The sequence below is a fragment of the Flavobacterium denitrificans DSM 15936 genome, from assembly GCF_000425445.1.
Lineage (GTDB): Bacteria > Bacteroidota > Bacteroidia > Flavobacteriales > Flavobacteriaceae > Flavobacterium > Flavobacterium denitrificans.
On sequence record NZ_AUDL01000008.1, the window covers coordinates 220,293 to 241,476 of the forward strand.

The window sequence follows — 21,184 nt, forward strand, 5'->3', positions numbered from 1 at the left end:
AAAAAGACTCTTTCAAATCTTATTTCTATTGTCTATTCTCTTTATTCTATTCTCTAAACTCCTATTTCAATCCGTCTAAAAATCCTTGATACGCAGGTTTTTTGTTATAATCAGCATCTAAAAGCAATGGATACTCTTTTGAATGCCAAAAGGCCGTCAGCCATGTATATTTATCCGTTACGCCCCAAGTTGAAATAGCAAACTTTTGATTCTGCGGCAATTCCTCATACATAGTAGTGATGTATTTGTACGTTTCTGCTTGCTTTTGATTTTCAGTATCATTAAACACATATGAATCCGATTTTCCAGTGTTGACTTTAATATCTAACTCAGAAATATGAATGAGCAATCCTGTTGAAGCCATATCGGTAAAACCGGTTTTCATGGTTTGTCTGTTAGTATCTGTTGCATAATGAAACTGATCACCTAAACCGTCAATCGGCACACCATTGGCTTTAAATCGCGCTACCATTTTTTTAATTGCGGTTCTTTTTCCTGCATCTAGAACTACGCTATAATCATTGTAAAACAATTTCGCATCGGGATCTGCCGCTTTTGCATAGCGGAAACATCTTCCGTAAAATCCGATTGGATCTTTAAAAACAGGTTTAATTACAGCTTCATTTCTTAAAGCACCACCATCAGCAAAAACTTCATTCACTACGTCCCAACTTTTTACTTTTCCTTTGTAACGCCCTACAACATCGGTAATGTAAACTTTGACTTTTGCCTCAAATGCAATCGAATCGTATTGGGCTTTTTTGAACCATTCTGGAAAAGAGTCGTACCAAACCAAAGTATGCCCGTGAACTTCCATTTTATTCTCTTGGGCAAAACCCACCAAATAATCTGCAGCAGTATAATTGTATGCTGTTGACGAAGTCCAAATACTAGCCATTTTCATTTCAAATTCGGCTGTAATTTGATTGTAATGTTTTAAAACTGCATTTTTATAATTGGCTTCGTTTTGCAAATCCTTCATTTTGACTGCGGCACCAATTTTAAATTTTGCTTTTTCTTTTAAAGTCTGCGTAATCGGATTTGGATTGCCTGAACCGTCTTCATCAGCGTTTATAAAAACTACTTTTTCGTCGTTGCTGCAAGAAGCAAACATCAATACGGTAAGTATACCCAGAATATATTTTTTATTGATCATTGTGTCTGTTTTTAAATCCGGAAGTCAGTCAGGATTATTCCAACTTCCGGATGGGTTATTACTAACTTTAACCTTAACTTTTTTGATTTTTTTTTAAACAGATAGAAACATAGCTTTACTTTGAACATAAAAGGTATTTCACTTATTCAAATGCACATAGCTTTAACTATGAAAAAAGAAATATGTTTCTATCCATAAATCAGATTTTAACCTTAATTGTAACCAACATTAAATCCTGCTGGTTTTCCCATCAAATCAATTTGGCTCTGCGGAATTGGCATGTTTACCATTGCTGGAGTCATTTTTAGAGGCACTTCACCAGAAATAGTTCCTGACGGACTTGAGCGGAAATATAAATTCTGTCTTTCTACCAGAAGCCCTAATCTTTTCAAAAGGAACCATCTGTTGTTTTCAAAAGCCAATTCTCTTGCCGATTCGTCTAAATAATTATTTAATGTCCAGGTTGTAATATCATAAGTAGTTACTGTACTTAACGGATTTCCTGTATAACCTCTTCTTCTCACCTTATTGAGATACAAAAGCGCTTTTGTATCGTTACCTAGATTATGATGTGCTTCAGATCCTAGCAAATACGTTTCTGCTAATCTGTAATACATATAATCCTTATAACTATCAGAAGTCATAGGCAGTTTCTCAGTATCGTGGTACTTTTTCAAACTCCAATGCCAAGCTCTGTAATTTCCGTTTGGAGCGGCAATTGCGGGGTTTGTAATAGGCTGTCCAAATTTTGGATTGCTTGCCACATTAATTTTATAATCCTGATAATTATCCGAATAATAATAGGTTTTGAATCGTAAGTCATTAGCTTGATCGTAAAGTGATTTCAGATAATTGTTTGGATAAAACCATCCTAATGCTTGTCCGCCATAAGCCACATCTTGAACTAATTCGCTTGCATTTAATTCGTAAGTTCTATTAGTAAAAACACTGCTTAGCCACGAACCGCCACCACCGGCCAAATTATCATTTGGACCTAACAAAAAGTCTTTTTGATATGTGAAAAGCGATTCTTTATGATTAGCATTTTGCCCCCAAACCTCGCTCAAGGCTACTAAAGCATGAGTTCCTTCATTAATTACAGCATCAAACTGTGCCGCTGCTGTTGCCCAATCTTGTTGCCACATGGCGCTTTTGCCACGAATATGTCTGGCAACTCCTTGTCCGTAACGCCCTGCATCAACTTTATAAGGAAGATTAGCAATCGCATAATCCAAATCGCTGTCAATTAGTTTGTAAACATCGGCATCAGTTGCTACTTTGTATTCTACTGGATCGTTGATATTTTGAGGAGTTGTCGGGATAGTATCAATCAAGATACCACCATACATTTGTTTAAGGTCTAAATACAATTCACCTCTTATTACACGTGCCTGCGCTACTAATCTTTTCTTGGCATTTTCATCCATTTTTACCGATCTTGCTGAAGTGATAATAGCAGAACATCTGTCGATAATTTTATAGCCTTGAATCCATTTTGAGCCTGTGAAAGCTTGTGGATTATGTCCCGTTCCATAAGGTGTATTCCATGTTCTATGCAAACCTAAATCTGTTGCCACCATAAAAAATACATTGGCCCACAAATCATTGTTGTCGCCCGATGGCAAATTATAATAGCGCATTTGGTTATAAAGTGCATTCACCCCAACCTCAAGTCCAGCTTGGGAATTATAGATATAATCTACTGCAATCTGATCTTTTACATTTTCCTCCAAAAAATCTTCGCAAGAGGCAAATCCTAAAGTCAATAGAAACAGCAAAACAAATAGGAAATTTATATTTTTCATGATCTTGTTAATTATTAAATTCATTTTGTGTCTTAATTAAAAACCTAATTGCAATCCCATTACAAAAGTTACAGGCTCCGGATATTCATTTGCATTTTTTTCAGGACTGTACGATTGAAAATCAGTAATGGTAATCAAATTGCTTCCTGTTACATAAAGTCTCAGATTAGTTAATCCTAAAGATTTAATGGTATTTTCAGGAAATTTAAATCCAGCAGATATATTTTGAAGTCGAACATATGATGCGTCCTGCAATCCTAACGTGTAGATGTATGGCGGATCATTCCCATCTCTTGGCCTTGGCCAATTTCCTCCAGGATTTTCTGGTGTCCAGTAATCTTGTTTCAGACCATTTTTAACCCCTCTTAAAGATCCTCCTTGAACATAACTGTATAAAAATGGATTGTCTTTTGTAATTCCCTGAACCGTGTAAATATCTGCAGAGAAATCAAATCGCTTGTATTCCATGCCTATCGAAAATGTTCCAAACCAATCTGGCATTTTTGAAGTCAGAACTCGGTCTTGATCCGGATTTGGATTTGAACCATTTGACGGATCAGCATCATATAATTTTATGTCTCCCGGAAGTAAAGTCGTTCCTGTCACAACTGGAATATTTTCTCCCTCTTGATAAATCCCAACCGCTTTGTATTGGTAATAAACATCGATTGGCTTTCCAATAAACCAAAGATTCCCAACAGCATCATCCTCTTTTCCATCTCCATTGGCATCTTTGCCATAAATACTTACAATGCTGTTTTTGTTCTTAGTAAAAGTTGCCCCCAAACTCAATCTGAAATCTTTCTTTTTGATAACATCTGAATTCAATGTAATCTCAAGACCTTTGTTGTTTACTTTTCCAAGATTCGAAAGTTTTGTCGTGTAACCTGTATTGGCATTCAAAGTTTCATAAATCAATAAATCTGAAGTATCGGTATTATAAACTTCTACCGTTCCTGTTAATCTATTTTTGAATAATCCAAAATCGGCTGCAAGATTTAACTGCGTTGAGGTTTCCCATCTTAAATCTGGATTTGACAATTGAGACCCCGGAACATAACCTGAAACTTTCACTCCGTTTATGATGTAATCCCTTTGACTAGCAGTTGCCATACTCTGATAAGGATTTTGAGGCTGATTACCCACTTTTCCATAACTTGCTCTTAATTTCAAGTTGCTGATAACAGGAACGTGTTCTTTCATAAATTCTTCATTTGAAACATTCCAAGCAGCATTAACAGCCGGGAAAAAACCCCATTTGTTATTGGCTCCAAATACTGAAGACCCATCAGCTCTTCCTGAAACAGTGAAATAATATTTGCTGTCAAAATCATATTCTAATTTTCCGGCAAATGAAATAAGATCACGTTCATTTCCGCCAATAAGTGGCGTATTCAAAAAAGCACTTTCCAAACCATAGATTCCTAAAATATCACTCGGAATTCTGCTTGCAGTATTTACAAAGTCATTATATTCTGACGAGGTAATTTCATAAACTCCAGTAGCATTAAAATGATTTCTTTCGGCCAAATTGAAATTATAATGCAAAATATTACTCAACTGATATTCTACGTTGTCTTTAAAAGTGATATTCCCGCTTCCCTGACCTGAATTTGCAATTCCAGAAAGTGATTTTGAGGAGTTAAAAGTCATTCCTTTATAATTCCAAGATCTTCGGCTGGCATTTAATTTATATGTAAAACCTTTTAAGATATTGATGTCCAAAAAGATATTCATAATATCATTTCGATTCAATTGATTTGTATTGGTTTCATAAATATCAATCAGTGGATTTGGTGTTTCTTGAATTCCTCCTGGCAAATGACGGAAAGACCCATCTTCATTATACACCTGTCCAAGCGGTGATGTATTAATGGCGTTATTCAAAACATTTCCAACATTTGGACTATTCGTTTCCGAATATTGAAGGGAAACGTTCATCCCAATTTTAATCCAGTCATTGATGCGCTGATCGACATTAAGTCGCATTGCTACTTTTTCAAAATCAGAATTTGGAATTACACCAGATGTATTAATATAGTTGATACTTGAGAAGATACTCATTTTGTCTGTACCCGAAGAAATACTTACACTGTGGTTATTGGTCACGCCGGTTCTCAAAATATATTTCTCCCAATCAATATATTCTCCTGATTGAACAGACTGCAATTCAAGTGGAGAAAAAACCTGATTGTCTGGTCTATAAACTCCGTTATTGCTTGTTCTGTAAGCTTCTCTTTTTAATTGTGCAAATTCTTCACCGCTATAAATATCAAAATTTCGGTTTATTGTCTGCACTCCTGAGAAACCATTATAAGACACTTTTGCTTTTCCGGTTTTCCCTCTTTTGGTGGTAATCAAAATCACTCCATTTGATGCTCTGGCTCCATAAACTGATTGAGCGGCGGCATCTTTCAAGATTTCTAATGAAGCAATATCATTGGCATTAATATCATTGATGTTTCCTATCACGATACCGTCTGCAATTACTATCGGCTCGTTGCTTCCGTTGATTGATTTTTTTCCTCTAATTTGAATAGAAGACGAACTTCCTGGTCCTCCATCAGCCAAAGTAACCTGTACCCCTGCCGCTTTTCCTCGAAGCATTTCTCCCACATCAGAAGTAGCCACTTTTGTCATATCGCCCGGCTTAACCGATGCAACGGAACTGATTACGTCACTTTTCTTTTTAGTGCCATAACCTACGACTATGATTTCATCCAGCGCCTGAGAACTTGCCTTTAAAACCACTTTTAGATTTTTTTTGTTTTCTGTTTCTACCGACACTTCGTCCATTCCTATAAAAGAAAAAACAAGTGTGCTTTTTGCAGGTGCATTTACCGAGAAATTCCCGTCAAAATCGGTTTGAGTTCCTTTTGTAGTTCCTTTGACATGCACATTTACACCTGGCAAAGGTAATCCTGCATTATCGACAACTTTTCCTGTGATTGCAGTTTCTTGTGCATTCGCATGTATTGCAAAAAGACACATGAACAGCATCAAAACTAATTTCAGATAGTTTCCTCCAAGAAAAAGCATCTTTTCATGTTTGTTGTTTTTCATTGTAATTTTTTTGGTTAGTTAATTAAATTGGTTACGTGATTGTGTTGCAAAAGTGACTAATAAAAGACGTGTGAAAGGGAGGGTGTTATTCGTTTTTAGGGGTGTCAATGTCTTTATTTAAGGATTTTATACATTTTGAATGCTTAAAAAAAGGTATTCGTAATAAAATACTTAAAAAATTGCCGGACGTGTAATTTCATTGACAACTAGAAAATTTTTACCGCAAGGACACAAAGTAATGCACAAAGTCCGCAAAGTTTAAATTAAACTTTGCGGACTTTGCGTAAATCCAAGCTTCCGGTAGCTATCGGGATTGCTAATTCACTTTAGAATTTTTATAATCGCTAGGCGAAAGATTATAGCACTTTTTAAATTCCTTGCTAAAATGCTTTCGATCATTAAACCCAACCATGTAGGTTACTTCGGCAACTGAATAACTGGTATTTGCCAAAAGACTGGCAGCTTTCTTTAATCGCATGTTTTTAATGAAACCAGCAACAGAATGATTGGTAAGTGTTTGTACCTTTTTATAAAGAACCGTTCGGCTCATTCCGATTTCATTCACCAAAACGTTTACATCAAAATCAGCATTGTCGAGGTTTTCTTCAATAATTTGAGTTAATTTTTTCAAGAAAATACCTTCAGGCGTGTTAGTGTTTTCTTCTTCTACTGAGGCGATAAAACCTTCTCCATATTTTTGACGCATGATTTCTTTTGCCGACAATAAATTGGCAATAGTCAGTTTTAATTCCTCTATGCTGAAAGGTTTTGAAATATAAGCATCCGCTCCAGTTGAAAGTCCTTCGATTCTATTTAAAGTAGACGATTTTGCTGTCAATAAAACCACTGGAATATGATTCGTATTTAAACTTGTTTTCAATATTTTACACAATTCAAAACCATCCATTTCAGGCATCATCACATCACTGACGATCAAATCTGGAATTTCGGTATCCATATATTCCAGCGCATTCAAACCATCGGTAAACTTTAACACTCGATATTCGGCGTGAAGCACATCAAAAATAAAGGACAAAACTTCTTCATTATCATCAATAACCAAAATGGTTTTTTTGCCACTAGCATCTTCTGAATAATCGGGTTCATAAATATCCATTTCTGTTTTCGTATCAGAAATCGGGCTGGCATTTTCATTAATCGAAATTGCATTTTCAACAATCTGTGATTTTTTGAAATGGTCTTTTCCTTTTTTCAATTTAATGGTAAAGATGGTATTGAAATTCGGATCTTCTTCTGTTTGCACTTTAATTTCTCCGTGATGCAATTCTACAATACTTTTGCTTAAAGCCAGACCGATGCCACTCCCTAAATTGGCGCTTCCGCGATCATCCAATTGGAAAAAGTTCTTAAAAATTTTCTTTTTACGATTATCTGGAATCCCGATTCCATTATCTTTAACCTTAATTTCTATAACATCTGAATCTTCCTTTTGCTCAACAGCCAAAGTAATTTTACCGCCTTTGCTCGTAAATTTAAAAGCATTAGAAAGCAGATTATAAATTACTTTTTCCATCTGATTTTTATCAAAATAAATCAGAGCCGTATTGATATTCAAAACAAATTTGTAGTCAATTTTTTTCTCAACAGCAATGCCACGAAACGATTCATAAATATCAAAACAAAACGCAACAATGTCTTGCTGTTCACAATAAATCTTCATGCTTCCTTTTTCGGCTTTTCTAAAATCCATTAATTCGTTGACCAATTTCAGCAATCGATCTGAATTGTTTTTAATGGTTTTTAATTTATGCTCCAGATTCGAATTCTTTTCGGCGGTGCTTAAAAGTTCTTCTACTGGACCACTAATCAAAGTCAAAGGTGTTCTAATTTCATGTGAAACATTTGTAAAAAAATCGAGTTTCATTTTATACAATTCTTCCTGTCTTTCCTTTTCGACTTGCTCCAAGTAATAGGCTTGTTTTAATAACTCGCGATTTCTAAAAAAACGGAAAGTCAAAACCGAAGCTCCTGCTAATAAAGCAATATAAAACAAGTACGCCCACCAAGTTTTCCACCAAGGTGGCAGCATAATAATTTTTAAGGTCTTTATCGTCGGGTTCCATTCTCCGCCTCCATTTGAAGTTTTAATTTTCAGTACATAAGTTCCCGAATTCAAGTTTGTCAAATTGATATAATGCTGCGAACCTATAATATGCCATTCATCCTTATTAAAAGAACTTTCGAGTTTATAAGCATATTCACTTTTTTCAGGCGAAATAAAATTCATCGCACTAAATTCCAGTCCAATATATCCTTGATCGTGTTTTAAAGTAATTTCAGAAGTTTCACTAATACGTTTTTCCAAAGCAACTTCTTTATTTCCTGGCCTGATTTCTTCATTATTAACAATCAGCTTCGTTAAAACAATGGGCGATTTGTCTTTTGTTTTGATCAATTTTGAAGGATTAAAAATGATCAAACCATTCGAGCATCCAAAAACAAGTTCTTTTGAGTTGAGTTTTAAACTGCAATTATTGGAGAACTGTTTTACTTTCAAACCATCTTTTGAAGAAAAAGAAGTGATTTCAAAATCTTTAATATTTAAAACCGATTTAACGCTTTTAGTGCTGATCTTGTACAATAAATTGTTGTCGCTGATCCATATATTTCCATGCGCATCCTCAGAAATACTTTTGATGGTTTCATCTGTAAAACCCATTGAGCGATTAATTTCAAAGAAACGTCCTTTCTTTTCATCAAAAATATTTACCCCGCCACTTTCTGCGCCTACCCAAAACCTGTTTTTTGAATCGGTAAACATTACTGTAAGACTGTTATTGGATAAGCCACTTTTGGCGCTAGCTTTAAATACTTTTGTAACTTGTTTTAACTTTTTGTCAAAATAATTCAGGCCATATTGCGTGGCAATCCAAAGTCCGTCCTTGCGATTTGCGATATCCGTAATAAAATTATCGCTGAGTGAATTAGAAGAACCGTCAGCCATATAAATTTCAACCGTTCCATCAGGCATTACTTTCTTTAAACCGTTTCCGTTTGTTCCTACCCATAAATCGCCATTATCCATTATTAGAGAAGTTATAGGACGTTCTCTTTCTTTGGAATCTTTTCGCGAAAGCGATACATATTGAAACGATTTGCTGTTTTTATTAAACTTGAACAATCCGTTGAAAGTGCCACAAAATAAATTTTGTTCATTCTGGCTGACCAACGCCGTAATCATGTTGACACTTTTATCAGAACCTTGAACCGCATAGGAAGTGCTTTTATTACTCTTTACATCGAGATAGTTTAAACCTCCTCCATTTGTTCCCACCCAAATTGAACCGTCATTTTGTCGTGCAACCGCATTGACGGATGCATTATTTAATCCAAAATTAGGTTTAACAACTTCGCGTATATTCGCAAAATTGGTATTTGTTTTTTGAAAGAAGTTGACTCCTCCTCCATTTGTTCCAATCCATAAATCATTATGGCGATCTTTCAGAAAACATTTTATATCATCATCCGAAAGACTATACGTCTGCAAGGGATTGTGTGCATATTTGGTGAATTCATTTTTGTCTTTTTTATAAGCGCACAAACCATTTTTTGTAGCAAACCAAATGGTGTTGGCGTCAACAACCACTATATCATTTACCCAATTCGATGATAAACTGTTTTGGTTGCTCGGATTCGAAAGAAAATTAATTACTTCATTTTTACGTACATCAAAATGAAAAATCCCATTAGCTTCGGTTGCAAACCACAAGTCGCCATTATTTTCCTTGATGATTTTCCAAATTTTCGATTTCAGCAAAGATTCATTCTCACTCAAAACTTTTGGCATTGCTTTTTTTGAGCCATTTTTTGGATCAAAACATTCCAAACCTTTTGAAGTTCCCACTAAAACACCATAATTTCGATCATAAAACAAAGACAAAACTCTGCTTTTTCTGAAAGGTGAATTATGGTCGCTGGAAATTTCTTCCAACAAATATTTCTGTTTATTAAGACGCTTGATTCCTCCAAAAGTTCCAATCCAGATTCGGTTTTGATCATCTTGAATTATTGACGAAATATAATTACGTCCGCCTTTTATTTTTTGAACATCAACTCGCAGAAATGTCCTTTCATTTTTATTGAAAAGATTTAAACCATTATTAGTTCCAATCCAGATTTGTTTTTCACTGTCTTCCAAAATAACATTAACATGATTGTTACTGATGCTATTGAGAATATCCTTATTATAAACATATCTCAAAAAATCATAACCATCATAACTAATCAAACCGTTTGCCGTTCCAATCCATATAAAACCTTTTTGCGTTTGATGAATACTGGAAATCATGCTTTGAGAAAAACTCGTATCGTAATTGATATGATCAAAATACAGATCAGAATTCTGAGCACCTGACTGAAAAGGAACTACAAAAAATAAAACAAAACTTAAAATAGAGATCTGAATGTTCTTCATAAACACAAAGGGATAAAAGCTCGGGTAATTTTAATTTCGATAAACGTATGAAAATTATCGATTGAATTCTTTGCAAAGTAAATCAACTGCAAAAAAAAGAGGGCTTTATTTTACCTTTTTCAGGGGTGTATTTGTACGTAGATCTAGGATAGTCCAGTGTTTTCGGGTTAAAAACTTAAAATTTTAACAATTATTTTTTTTTTCATTTCCAAAATCACTAACTTGTTTGTACTTAATAATCAGGACACAATATTTTTCTTGATTAGATGGTTTTATTCTTTAGAAGAAATACAGATTATCCTCAAACCATTTTTTCAATACAGCTATTTATTTCAATCAAAAAAAGAAAACTATGCGAGTATCAGTAACCCGAAAAAACATAAAATTTACCCCAGATTCCAGAAGAGTAGTTGCCCGATATTTTATGAATGGCGACGAGCGAACCCAACAAATGATTATTCGGATAATGATGCTTGATGAAAAACAAGTATATAATACTTTAGAACAAACACTTCGTGAATTTGCGAGAAGGCATCGAAATATTTCAGCTATATTTTTTAGACATTGCGAAGAAATAAAACCTTTGATCGAAGCAATGCAAATTGACTACGAAGGGCTTTCACTAAACAGAAAAATGCTGATAGGTTCCTATTGCACAATGGAATACGCAATAGAATCTGCCGCAATTTTTAATCCCTCGATTGTTGAAGATTTTGACCAATCTGGACTTGAAGCAGGCGAAAAACGTGTCATTATTTCGTTTCGAGCTACAGGCGAAGGACATATTTCTTCAATTGTTTTTAGAAGAGGAATTTTGGACAAAGACAACAATCTGCAGATCATGAAGATTGGAAGCCAAATTGACAAAGCCGAAATTGAGCACAAAACGTTACTGAACAAAGAACGATTTCTAACAAAATTATCGGAAATGCATACCAAGGACAAATATATTGACCAAATTATGCAGGATTTGCCAGATTCGTTTGAATTTGTTGTTTTAAAAAATTTGGTAAACACAGCTTTGAATGATCCTTCAATACGCCAAGAAAGAAGAATTGCATTAGAAGAAATAATTTGGCTTGCTAATTCATTTTATGATGTTCAGTTCAGTCACGATTCTGATATTACAGAACGCGTTATTTTTCCAATTTCCGATTCTGAAAGTCGTGGTATCGAAGATGCTCGTTTTGTTCGTTTTGTTGATGATGATAATTCAGTTCGTGTTATGGCGACATATACCGCTTATAACGGACATGCGATATTGCCAAAATTAATTTCAACCGATGACTTCTACACCTTTAGAGTGCTTCCTTTGCATGGCAACGGCGCACAAAATAAAAACTTGGCATTGTTCCCAAAAAAGATAAAAGGCAAATATGCCATGCTAGCCCGAATTGATGGCGTAAACAATTATATTATGTTTTCTGAAAGAGCTACGCAATGGAACAGCCCTATTCTTTTACAAGAACCACGCTACACTTGGGAATTTACGCAAATAGGAAACTGTGGCTCACCATTATGGACAGAAGAAGGCTGGCTTGTCATTACTCATGGCGTAGGCACAATGCGACGTTATTGTATAGGAGCTTCCCTTTTTGACCTTGACGATCCTTCAAAAGAAATTGGAAGACTTCAAGAACCATTACTTGCCCCATTAGAAGATGAGCGAGAAGGTTATGTCCCAAATGTTGTGTATTCCTGCGGATCTATTATTCATAACAATAGTTTAATATTGCCTTATGCCGTTTCTGATTATTCTTCGACTTATGCCGTAGTTGATTTGGCTGAATTGTTGGGCGTTTTGAAAAACAGTACTAAATAGCTGCGATTCAGTAAACTTTAATCAAATCTAAAATCTGCGTTAAAATTGTAATCGCATAACAGTTTTTCCGCATAAAAAAATACTTTTGTCTAAAACCACATTTCTACTTTAGAAAATAAACCCAAAAGACATGAGTATGGATAATGAAAAATTTATTTTCTGCCTTGAAGGCGTTCAGGATATAGATGAAGTCACTATTACTGATGTGGTTAAAAATTTGGAAGAAATTGCTATTGATCAAGGTCTTGCAAGCATCCATAAAACCTGCGACACTATTGAAGGTTTAGAAGAAAGCCTTAACACACTACTTTACGACGATCATAATTTTAAGGATTATGAAATCATTTATTTAGTAATGCCGGGACAGGAAAACAATATTTGCCTTCATGATTATTATTACAGCATTGAAGAAATAGCCGAACTTTTTGAGGGAAAAATGAAAGGGAAAATCATTCATTTTGCCAATAAGAAACGTCTCGACCTCAACGACGAAGAAGCGCAATATTTTCTAGACATAACTGGTGCACGTGCCATTTCTGGCTATGGATCAACTTATAACAAAATAGCAAGCTGTAGTACAATTGACAAAGCATTTTTTAGTTTATATCAAGAAAATGACGACCTTACCGAAGTAGTTGAGGAGTTGTACCAAAAACATTACGCACTTTGCAAACTGCTTGATTTCAGGTTATATTATTAAAGATGAAATCAAAACCGGCAGAAAAAATAAAAACCTACGAAGCAAAAGGATTCCGGGAGAAATTTCTCGGAAAAGACAATCCCATGCATTTGCTATTCAAATCCAATTCGGATCATTTTTTCTGTTTGAAAACTGAAGAAATGATGCATTTGCAATATCCAGTTCCGCCTTCAAAACACCTTTGCCATACTTTGATATATGTCGAATCTGGAACTCATAAAATGAATTTAGGTTTTGTAGAATACGAAACAGTTCCGAATGAGATTCTTATGATTCCAGCTGGTCAAGTCTTTTCGATAGAAGACATCAACAATACCTACAACGGTTATATTTGCCAATTTCATCCTGATATTTTAATTGGAAAATATGGCTGCCGTGAACTGCTCAATGATTTTGATTTTTTGAAAATTTCAGGAAATCCAAAAACAAGGTTAGCCACTGAGGATATTGCTTTGGTCACAACCATCTTTAAAAGACTTCAAAAAGAATATACAGATACAAACACAGCAAATTTAAATATCGTACAAACGTATTTAATCGCTTTGTTTCATGAAATGAATAAAAAATCAGTTAAGTCACCTAAAACTATTTCAGCTTCAGAAATTATTACGAATAAATTTAAGGAGCTGATTCATATTCACATCAAAACCCACCATCAAGTCAATCATTATGCTTCATTGCTGAGTGTAACGCCAAATCATCTAAACAAATGTGTAAAAAATGTAACAGGCAAGTCGGCAGTTAAATGGATTGATGAGAACATTTTACTGGAAGCCAAATATTTACTCTTTCAAACTACTCTCTCAATCAATGAAATTGCCGCGCAGGTAGGACATGAAGATCAATCTTATTTCAGTCGATTTTTCAAAAAGCACGAAGGAATTTCTCCTATTCAATATCGAAAAATGATTGATAAGTCCTAATTATTGATTATAGAATCCTAGAAAACAAAAACACATTTTATTGAAATTTGCTCCAACAAAACTGCAAATTATGATTTATGTTTTTAAGACTTCTGTTGATAGCCAAACAAAATTTGAACAAGCTTCTGCTCTCTTAACTGAATTGTTGCCAAAAACTTTATGGAATTTTGACCTCGAAGATTGCGACAATATTCTACGGATTGACAGCGAACACGAAATAACCGATTTGGTTTTAAATAACGGTCTTTTTGATTGTGTTGAATTAGAATAATTCTTCCAAAAATAAAAAAGGGATGCAGTTTAATTGCTGCATCCCTCTTCAAACTAACTATAAAAATATTTAATTATCTCCAACGAGGATCTCCAATTTTATTATCGATCATTGTTTGGTTTTGAACTTTAAAATTTCCTGCTGCTGCATTTACAAACTGTGGATCTGCAGTAGTCGCTGAATTATCTATTTTGTTATTTGGAATTGTAGCATCAATAAAACTTGCTGCTAAATTGTAATAATTTTTAATAAAAGTTGGCATTGTTGTAAGCGCCTGGTTTGTATAAATTGCACTTGTAGACGTAATCAAAGTATTCTTCACGGTTGAAGCATTTGAACCAAAGCGAACATATAAAATTCTTTTTGGAGCCGAAGTATCAGACGTTTTATACAAAGTACAGCTATCGATTAAGACAGTAGTGGTCAAGCCAGTTCCAGAAAAACCATTAGCAGGAGCAACGGCATCAGCTCTAACAAAATCACGCCCAACTGAACAAGAATCAAATGTGCTGTTTTTTACTGTAATCGTTGCTGCATATGTATTTCTAAAATCAATAAAATCTGCTTGAGCATTTGTATTTACATTTTTCACAATACTATTATCTACAGTAAACGAAGCTACTTTTGCAGCACTCGCATTACCATAAACTAAAGCACGTAAATAATCATGAATATAAGATCCACTAATTAAAATATCGCCGTAAGAAGTGCTAGCACCACTGATCGTAATAAAATTACTATCACCAACTCCGCTTCCTTCTACATCTAAATCAATTAAAGAAAGATTTGTCACACCTGCATTTAGTGTAAATCTAACATGTAGTTTTGGTTTATCTCCAGTACGCAAACCTCTTAAAGTAATAGATTTGGCTAAAATTATTTCTCCAGTGAAAACTTTATAATCCCCTGGCATTAATACCAATACAGAACCTGCAGGTGCTGCTGAAATTTTTGCATTCAGATCATCAGTCTCTTTAACTAAAATTCCAGTTCCAATATCAATTCCAGTTTTGAATGTCGTAGTACCACGCTTCTTTGTTCCATTCAACAAAGTAGCAGTATATGTAGTTTCACCAGTAAGACCTTTAACTACGGCAACTCCGGCAGTTTTTTCAGCGGCAGTGATTGTATGCGAAATACCTCCTGGTTCAGCTGTAATTTGCGTTACGTTGCTATTTGGAACCCATCTTAAAGTTACTTGTGTAGCTTCAATATCAGCATCTTGAACTGGATAGAAAAGTTGCTCAGATAAAGTTGTAGCTGTCGTTACCGACCATTTCGAATCCTCTAAACCTGTTGAACTTACTGCTTTTACTCTAATAGAATAAACTGTTTCTCCTTCAAGCTGTACCTTTACAGGCAATTCAGATGGCGCAACATTTACTGTTTTAAAAATGGTTTTGAACTCAGGATCATCAGCACTGAATTGTACTACATAATGATCAGCATCTGGTTTTACAGTCCAATTCAACTCTACTGAAGTCTCATTTCTAACTGTTGCTTTAAGTTCTATTGGAGAAAACGCTCTGTTTACATCCAAAGTGTCAATTACTTCTTCATTAAAAGTTTCACAAGAAGAAAAAGTCAATGCGAGAATCAATGCCGCAAATATTCCTTTTATTATATATTTTGTTTTCATACTAATACTTTATTAATTTTCAGAAACTTATTAATACCCATAATCATTAGTCAATTTCCCGTTGCTTCCATCTAGGAATACTTGCCATATTGGCCAGAATTGTCTATTATCAGGATTCACTCCTGGTTTGTACAAAGTATTGATTTTAGTATCTGCTGTCGCTCCTGTCCATGTCCAAGCAAAACTACTCCAACCAGTTCCAGGATTAGTAGTTTCTCCTCGGTTTAGACCGTAAATATCAAGACTTACGTTATCTGCTTTAAATTTATAATATAAAGTAGAAGGAACATCAGCATACTTTCCTGAACGAGCAGACAAATCTTTCATATCCGCCTTAGCTTGATCCATTTTTGCTTTAAGCAAATTCCAACGAATAAGATTTTGTTTACGCTCCATTTCTCCTGTAAACTCATATTTATTTTCTTCAACAAGCGCTTTAAACATCGCATCTTTTGTAGTCAATGCGTTTACATAAGCCTCCACTTTTACTGGCTGATCAGCTGCTGCGAATGCTCTTGCTCTTACTGCTTTCAAATATTGAGCCGCGGCTGCAGGTCCTTCTAATTCATTTGCAGCTTCAGCAGCAATTAAAAGAACTTCAGCATAACGCATATAAATTTTATTCACGCCATCATCGTTTGTTGAAGTTACAAAACGAGTCATCCACTCATAACGGTATTTACCAAAATACCAAGTATTTAATGCTCCTAATTCTTGTTTCGCGATATTATTTACAGCTGTTCCGTATTTGTAAGGAACACATGTTACGTCTCTTCTTGTATCTTTTGTATCATAATCGTAAAATACTGTTGGAAGCGGTCCAGCAGTTCCTCCACGGTTTGGTCCATTAGCATGAAACTGGTCGTTTGTAGTGTGACGAACAGCAAAAGTAAACAGCATACGCCCTCTACCTGATGAAAAAGGAAGTTCCCATAATGATTCTCCTCCTGCTACAATATACTCTTGATTGTATTTTTTCCAGAATGTTTCAAATGAAGATTCTAAATGCGCAGATCCACTTGCAATAACCGAGCGAGATTCACTTAAAGCCAAAGCATACATGTTTGCAACTGACAATGCTGGATCAGTACTTCTTCTAATTCCATCAGGATATTGCTGATAACCACTTGCCGCCATCGCCAGACGAGCACGAAGCCCTTTTACAAAAGCTTTATTAATTCTTTCTACACTGCTAGTTGCAGGAGTTTCTCCCGGCCAAGGAACCAATGTAGCTGCCTCACCTAAATCAGCCAAAAGTTGTTTGTAAATTACATCACGGCTTGATTTCTCAATATAAATAGTTGCATTGTTCAATGGCTCAAATCTTGCAGGAATATCTCCCCAAGCTTTTAACAAATCAGCGTAATAAATTGCTCTTAAAGTCAAGGCTTCACCCAATAAATACCCTAACTGAGACCCTGCAGTAGGATTTCCATAAGCACGCAAACCACGAATACAAATATTAGCACGCTCAATACCTGAATAGCTCATTGCCCAAGAATTGTTTGCAGTATTCATTTGTGAGTTATTTGGTTTTGCATCATAAGTACATAAATCTGACGCATCACTGACAGTTTGCGAAGAGTTGTACCATTCTGTATCCGTATTTAATCCGTAAAAAGGAAGAAAACGCCCTCTGTATGAGTTGGTTTCTGCAAACGGAATTTTAATACCATCAATTGCAGCTTCGGCTAATCCTGGACTAGAAAAAATAACTGATTCGTCTAATGTTGATTTTGCCGGAGCATCTAAATAATCGTCTGAGCAAGAAGCAAAAAGGCTTGCAACAAAAATTCCTGCTATTAATATTTTATGTTTCATCTTGTGAAAATTTTTCTGAATTAAAAATTAAGGTTTAGACCAAAGATCAACTGTTTGCTTCGCGGATAAGCTGAATAATCAACTCCCGGTGTATAAGGCGTATTTCTTCTAGTTGAAGATTCAGGATCTGGACCTGAATAATTAGTCCAAACAAAAACATTGCTAGCTGTAAAATAAAATCTCAATTTAGAAACTCCTAAAGCAGAAGTTAAAGCGCCAGGTGTAGTATATCCTAAACTTAAAGTATTAAGTCTCAAGAAAGAACCATCTTCAACAGCCCAGTCGCTAAAAACATAACGAGGCATATAAGGAGACCACATTGTAGTATTCGCATTTAACGCAGTCAATGCAGCAGGATCTGTCACTAATTGTCCAGTCGAAGGATCTAGATTTGTCCATCTTGTTCCGTCAGCCATTTCGCTGCTTAAATTTCTATATTGTCCGTTTGGAATTGAAGAAGCAAATTCAATTTTATTTGCGTTGTAAACATCGTTACCAATACTCCAGTTAAAAGCAGCAGAAAGGTCAAATCCGTAAGCGTTTGCATTTAACACCATACCACCTGTACTTTTTGGATTTGCATTTCCAATTACTGTTAAGTCATTAGCATTTACTTTTCCATCACCGTCAAGATCTCTTAATTTCATAGCACCTGGTTGCATTTTACCAACAACTGTACTACCATCTGGCACACCACTTTTTAAAGTATAAGCTCCGGCAGCGTAATCAAAATCACTTACCTCATAACGTCCAGCGCTCTTGTAGCCATACATGATACCTAATGGTTGTCCTACGTTTACTAAATAATCTCCAGTAATAGATGAAGAAGCCCATCCAGATGCTGCAGTAAAGTTGCTCATTACACCAAGCGAATTGATTTTATTAGTATTGAATGCAGCGTTGAAAGATAAACTTACTCCGTACTTTTCTCTTTCAATAAGATTAAGATTCAAAGTTGCTTCAACTCCGCTATTTTGAATTTCGCCCATGTTTCTGTATTGATTATCATAACCTCCAGAAATTGGGAAAAGCATTAACAAATCTTTCGTCTTATTTTTATAAACCTCAACAGATCCTGTTACTTTATTTTTGAACAAGTCGAAATCTAAACCTATATTTTGAGTAATCGTTGTTTCCCATTTCAAATCTGGATTGGCCATTGTTTTTGAAGCTGCCCAAAAATTATCAACACCATTAATCCAAGTAGATGTAGAAGAGATAAAGCTTTGAACCATTTGTCCAGTTGGAATATTATTGTTTCCAGCCTCACCATAACTCACTCTTAATTTAAGCAAATTGATCCAAGAAGCATCTTTCATAAATTCTTCTCCTGAAATTTTCCAAGCTGCTGCTGCTGCTGGAAAGAATCCCCATTTATTATCACCTAAGAATTTACTTGATCCATCGGCACGGTACGTTGCTGTAAGAAGGTAACGATCTTTATAATCGTAGTTCACACGACCAAAGAAAGAAAGCAATTTGTCATCTGGATAATAAAAATTATCAACAGAAATTGGCGTACCTTGACTAGTCAATTTTTTTGCCTCATCTAATTCAAAAGATAATGGATAACCTTGAATTGTACTAGTAAGGTCATTTCTTTGATAATCAATAGACTCTTCACCCACAAGGAATTTCAAATTATGATCTTCACCAACTAATTTTTTTAAATCATAATTAAGTGTATTGGCATTTCTAAAACGAGTATCCTTTCTGTCCATCATAATCATCGCAGGCATATTTTGTCTTTCTGCCGCAGGATTATTCTTTACATAATAAGTTGTACGTCCGTAGAAACGGTAATCTTGATAATTATAGTTATCTAAACCTAATTCTGTTTTAAAAACTAAATCTTGAGTCAGTTTCCAAGAAAAGCTTCCCAAAGTATTGAAGTTTTTTCTAAACTGTTGACGGTTGTTATCAACAATCGACACAAAAGGATGAGTTAAGTTTTGAGCTACCGCTTCATCTGTATCATCTGTAGTCAAACCAGGAACCGGAATTGGGGCATATCCAACAACATTTTTCAAACGAGAATCTGCAGATGAAACTTCATTTTGCTCATTCATACCGGCACCATTAATTTCTGTATCTGAGTAACGAACTGTAAAACTTAAATCAATTTTATCAGAAGCCTTGCTGTTTAAGGCAAGAGACAAGTTATTTCTGTTGAAATCTGATCCCAACATAATTGCTTTTTCATCATAATGAGCATAGTTGAAATTATAGTTTATTTTATCAGACCCTCCACGAATAGACAAGTCACGGCTTTGAACTTCACCTGTGCGTCCAAAAATTTGTTTTTGCCAGTTATTTCCTTTCATCCCCTTGTACTGGTCATAATCCTGCCAATTACCAAAATATTTTGTGTATGAACTTGGGTTGCTTAAAATAGTTTTATCAGTTTGATCAAGCAATGCATATTCATATTGCCATTTCACATAATCCTCAGGAGATGTTACATCGATAGTATTTGCCATCTGTTTCATTCCGTAGAACATATTGAAGTTTACAGCAATTTTACCATCTTTACCTTTTTTCGTAGTAACAATAATAACTCCATAAGCTCCTCTAGACCCATAAATAGCAGTAGAAGAAGCATCTTTCAATACCGTCATAGTTTCGATATCTGAAGAAGAAATATCATTAAGGCTGTTTACAGGAAATCCATCAACAATATATAATGGAGATGCGTCCTGGCTTAAAGAACCATTTCCACGAATTCTAACTTGGACATTCGAATCTGGTGAACCTTCAGAAGAAGATACCGATACTCCGGCAATACGCCCTGTCAATGCTTCTGCAACGTTAGGAGTTGGGATTTTACGCATCTCATTTCCTGAAAATGTAGAAACTGCTCCAGTCAAGTCAGATTTCTTAGAAGTTCCATATCCAATTACAACAACCTCATTCAAATTATTAGAATCTTCTGTCAGTATTACATCAACTTTAGATTTTCCTCCTGCAGGAACTTCTTTAGTCCCAAATCCGATAAATGAAAAAGTCAAAACACCTTTAGGATTAGTTAATTTGATCTTATAACGTCCGTCAAAATCAGTAGAAACGCCGTTTTTAGTTCCTTTCTCAAGTACATTAACTCCCGGCAAAGTAAGTCCGGCAGCATCTTTAACGGTTCCTTCTATAGTTGTAGTCTGTGCATTTACCTGACTACTCATAAGCAAGCACAATAAGAAAACAAGTGCAGAGCAATAATTTGCCCCTTTGTTTAAAGATTCTTTAAAGTTCATGGTTTATTGTTTAAGTTATTAATTGGTTAATGGTAAAATTTATGTGGTTTTGACATTCTAAATTTTCTGTATTATGTGGTTTTGATTTTTAAAAACGTAGCAACAGCAAGGTTTTTCAATCGATTTCGTTTAAAAAAAACAATTTGAAAGAAACAAAAATCAAATCATGTAATCGATTACACAAACATAGATATTTTTTTTGTATAAAAAATTAATTTTCATAAAAATTTGCTAAAAAAAATTACATATCAAAAATAAAAGCACTTTTTTATACAACATATGTAATTTATATTATGAATAA

The 21,184-nt window shown here is 34.9% G+C and carries 11 protein-coding genes; 4 read left to right on the top strand and 7 right to left on the bottom strand.

Annotation, left to right across the window (positions count from 1 at the left end):
• Nucleotides 1–61: 61 nt before the first annotated feature.
• The 4 genes from H600_RS0104560 to H600_RS0104575 form a co-directional block, all read right to left on the bottom strand.
• Nucleotides 62–1,156 carry an endo-1,4-beta-xylanase gene (locus H600_RS0104560; RefSeq protein WP_026727683.1) on the bottom strand — a complete coding sequence of 365 codons (1,095 nt, stop codon included), beginning with the start codon at nucleotides 1,154–1,156 and terminating at the stop codon, nucleotides 62–64.
• A gap of 212 nt (nucleotides 1,157–1,368) precedes the next feature.
• A complete protein-coding gene (locus tag H600_RS0104565; protein WP_026727684.1) occupies nucleotides 1,369–2,961 on the bottom strand; it encodes a RagB/SusD family nutrient uptake outer membrane protein in 1,593 nt (530 codons plus the stop codon).
• Nucleotides 2,962–2,997: 36 nt separating this feature from the next.
• Nucleotides 2,998–6,024 (bottom strand): SusC/RagA family TonB-linked outer membrane protein, encoded by a 3,027-nt coding sequence (locus tag H600_RS0104570; RefSeq protein WP_026727685.1) that lies wholly within the window; start codon nucleotides 6,022–6,024, stop codon nucleotides 2,998–3,000.
• A 316-nt stretch (nucleotides 6,025–6,340) separates the two neighbouring features.
• Nucleotides 6,341–10,459, bottom strand: coding sequence for a hybrid sensor histidine kinase/response regulator transcription factor (locus tag H600_RS0104575; RefSeq protein WP_026727686.1), 4,119 nt, complete (start codon nucleotides 10,457–10,459; stop codon nucleotides 6,341–6,343).
• Nucleotides 10,460–10,811: 352 nt separating this feature from the next.
• Between H600_RS0104575 and H600_RS0104580 the strand changes: the two genes are divergently transcribed.
• The 4 genes from H600_RS0104580 (at nucleotide 10,812) to H600_RS0104595 (ending at nucleotide 14,175) form a co-directional block, all read left to right on the top strand.
• A complete protein-coding gene (locus H600_RS0104580; protein WP_026727687.1) occupies nucleotides 10,812–12,281 on the top strand; it encodes a glycoside hydrolase family 130 protein in 1,470 nt (489 codons plus the stop codon).
• Nucleotides 12,282–12,417: 136 nt separating this feature from the next.
• Nucleotides 12,418–12,981: a DUF6642 family protein gene (locus tag H600_RS0104585; protein ID WP_026727688.1), complete on the top strand. Its 564-nt coding sequence runs from the start codon at nucleotides 12,418–12,420 to the stop codon at nucleotides 12,979–12,981.
• A gap of 2 nt (nucleotides 12,982–12,983) precedes the next feature.
• A complete protein-coding gene (locus tag H600_RS0104590; protein WP_035108374.1) occupies nucleotides 12,984–13,904 on the top strand; it encodes a helix-turn-helix domain-containing protein in 921 nt (306 codons plus the stop codon).
• A gap of 40 nt (nucleotides 13,905–13,944) precedes the next feature.
• The gene (locus H600_RS0104595; RefSeq protein WP_245176536.1) at nucleotides 13,945–14,175 is read left to right on the top strand and encodes a hypothetical protein; all 231 of its coding nucleotides are present in this window, start codon (nucleotides 13,945–13,947) and stop codon (nucleotides 14,173–14,175) included.
• Nucleotides 14,176–14,248: 73 nt separating this feature from the next.
• On the opposite strand, the gene H600_RS0104600 is transcribed toward H600_RS0104595, so the two are convergent.
• Genes H600_RS0104600 through H600_RS0104610 form a run of 3 tightly spaced genes read right to left on the bottom strand, consistent with a single transcriptional unit; the run spans nucleotide 14,249 to nucleotide 20,883 of the window.
• Nucleotides 14,249–15,814, bottom strand: coding sequence for a DUF5123 domain-containing protein (locus H600_RS0104600; RefSeq protein ID WP_026727691.1), 1,566 nt, complete (start codon nucleotides 15,812–15,814; stop codon nucleotides 14,249–14,251).
• A 30-nt stretch (nucleotides 15,815–15,844) separates the two neighbouring features.
• Nucleotides 15,845–17,635 carry a RagB/SusD family nutrient uptake outer membrane protein gene (locus H600_RS0104605; RefSeq protein WP_026727692.1) on the bottom strand — a complete coding sequence of 597 codons (1,791 nt, stop codon included), beginning with the start codon at nucleotides 17,633–17,635 and terminating at the stop codon, nucleotides 15,845–15,847.
• Nucleotides 17,636–17,655: 20 nt separating this feature from the next.
• The gene (locus H600_RS0104610; RefSeq protein WP_026727693.1) at nucleotides 17,656–20,883 is read right to left on the bottom strand and encodes a SusC/RagA family TonB-linked outer membrane protein; all 3,228 of its coding nucleotides are present in this window, start codon (nucleotides 20,881–20,883) and stop codon (nucleotides 17,656–17,658) included.
• Nucleotides 20,884–21,184 lie beyond the last annotated feature (301 nt).

Bases quoted from the DNA above. Each gene is read 5' to 3' on its own strand.
- H600_RS0104560 (WP_026727683.1), bottom strand. From the start codon at position 1,156: ATGATCAATAAAAAATATATTCTGGGTATACTTACCGTATTGATGTTT.
- H600_RS0104565 (WP_026727684.1), bottom strand. From the start codon at position 2,961: ATGAAAAATATAAATTTCCTATTTGTTTTGCTGTTTCTATTGACTTTA.
- H600_RS0104570 (WP_026727685.1), bottom strand. From the start codon at position 6,024: ATGAAAAACAACAAACATGAAAAGATGCTTTTTCTTGGAGGAAACTAT.
- H600_RS0104575 (WP_026727686.1), bottom strand. From the start codon at position 10,459: ATGAAGAACATTCAGATCTCTATTTTAAGTTTTGTTTTATTTTTTGTA.
- H600_RS0104580 (WP_026727687.1), top strand. From the start codon at position 10,812: ATGCGAGTATCAGTAACCCGAAAAAACATAAAATTTACCCCAGATTCC.
- H600_RS0104585 (WP_026727688.1), top strand. From the start codon at position 12,418: ATGGATAATGAAAAATTTATTTTCTGCCTTGAAGGCGTTCAGGATATA.
- H600_RS0104590 (WP_035108374.1), top strand. From the start codon at position 12,984: ATGAAATCAAAACCGGCAGAAAAAATAAAAACCTACGAAGCAAAAGGA.
- H600_RS0104600 (WP_026727691.1), bottom strand. From the start codon at position 15,814: ATGAAAACAAAATATATAATAAAAGGAATATTTGCGGCATTGATTCTC.
- H600_RS0104605 (WP_026727692.1), bottom strand. From the start codon at position 17,635: ATGAAACATAAAATATTAATAGCAGGAATTTTTGTTGCAAGCCTTTTT.
- H600_RS0104610 (WP_026727693.1), bottom strand. From the start codon at position 20,883: ATGAACTTTAAAGAATCTTTAAACAAAGGGGCAAATTATTGCTCTGCA.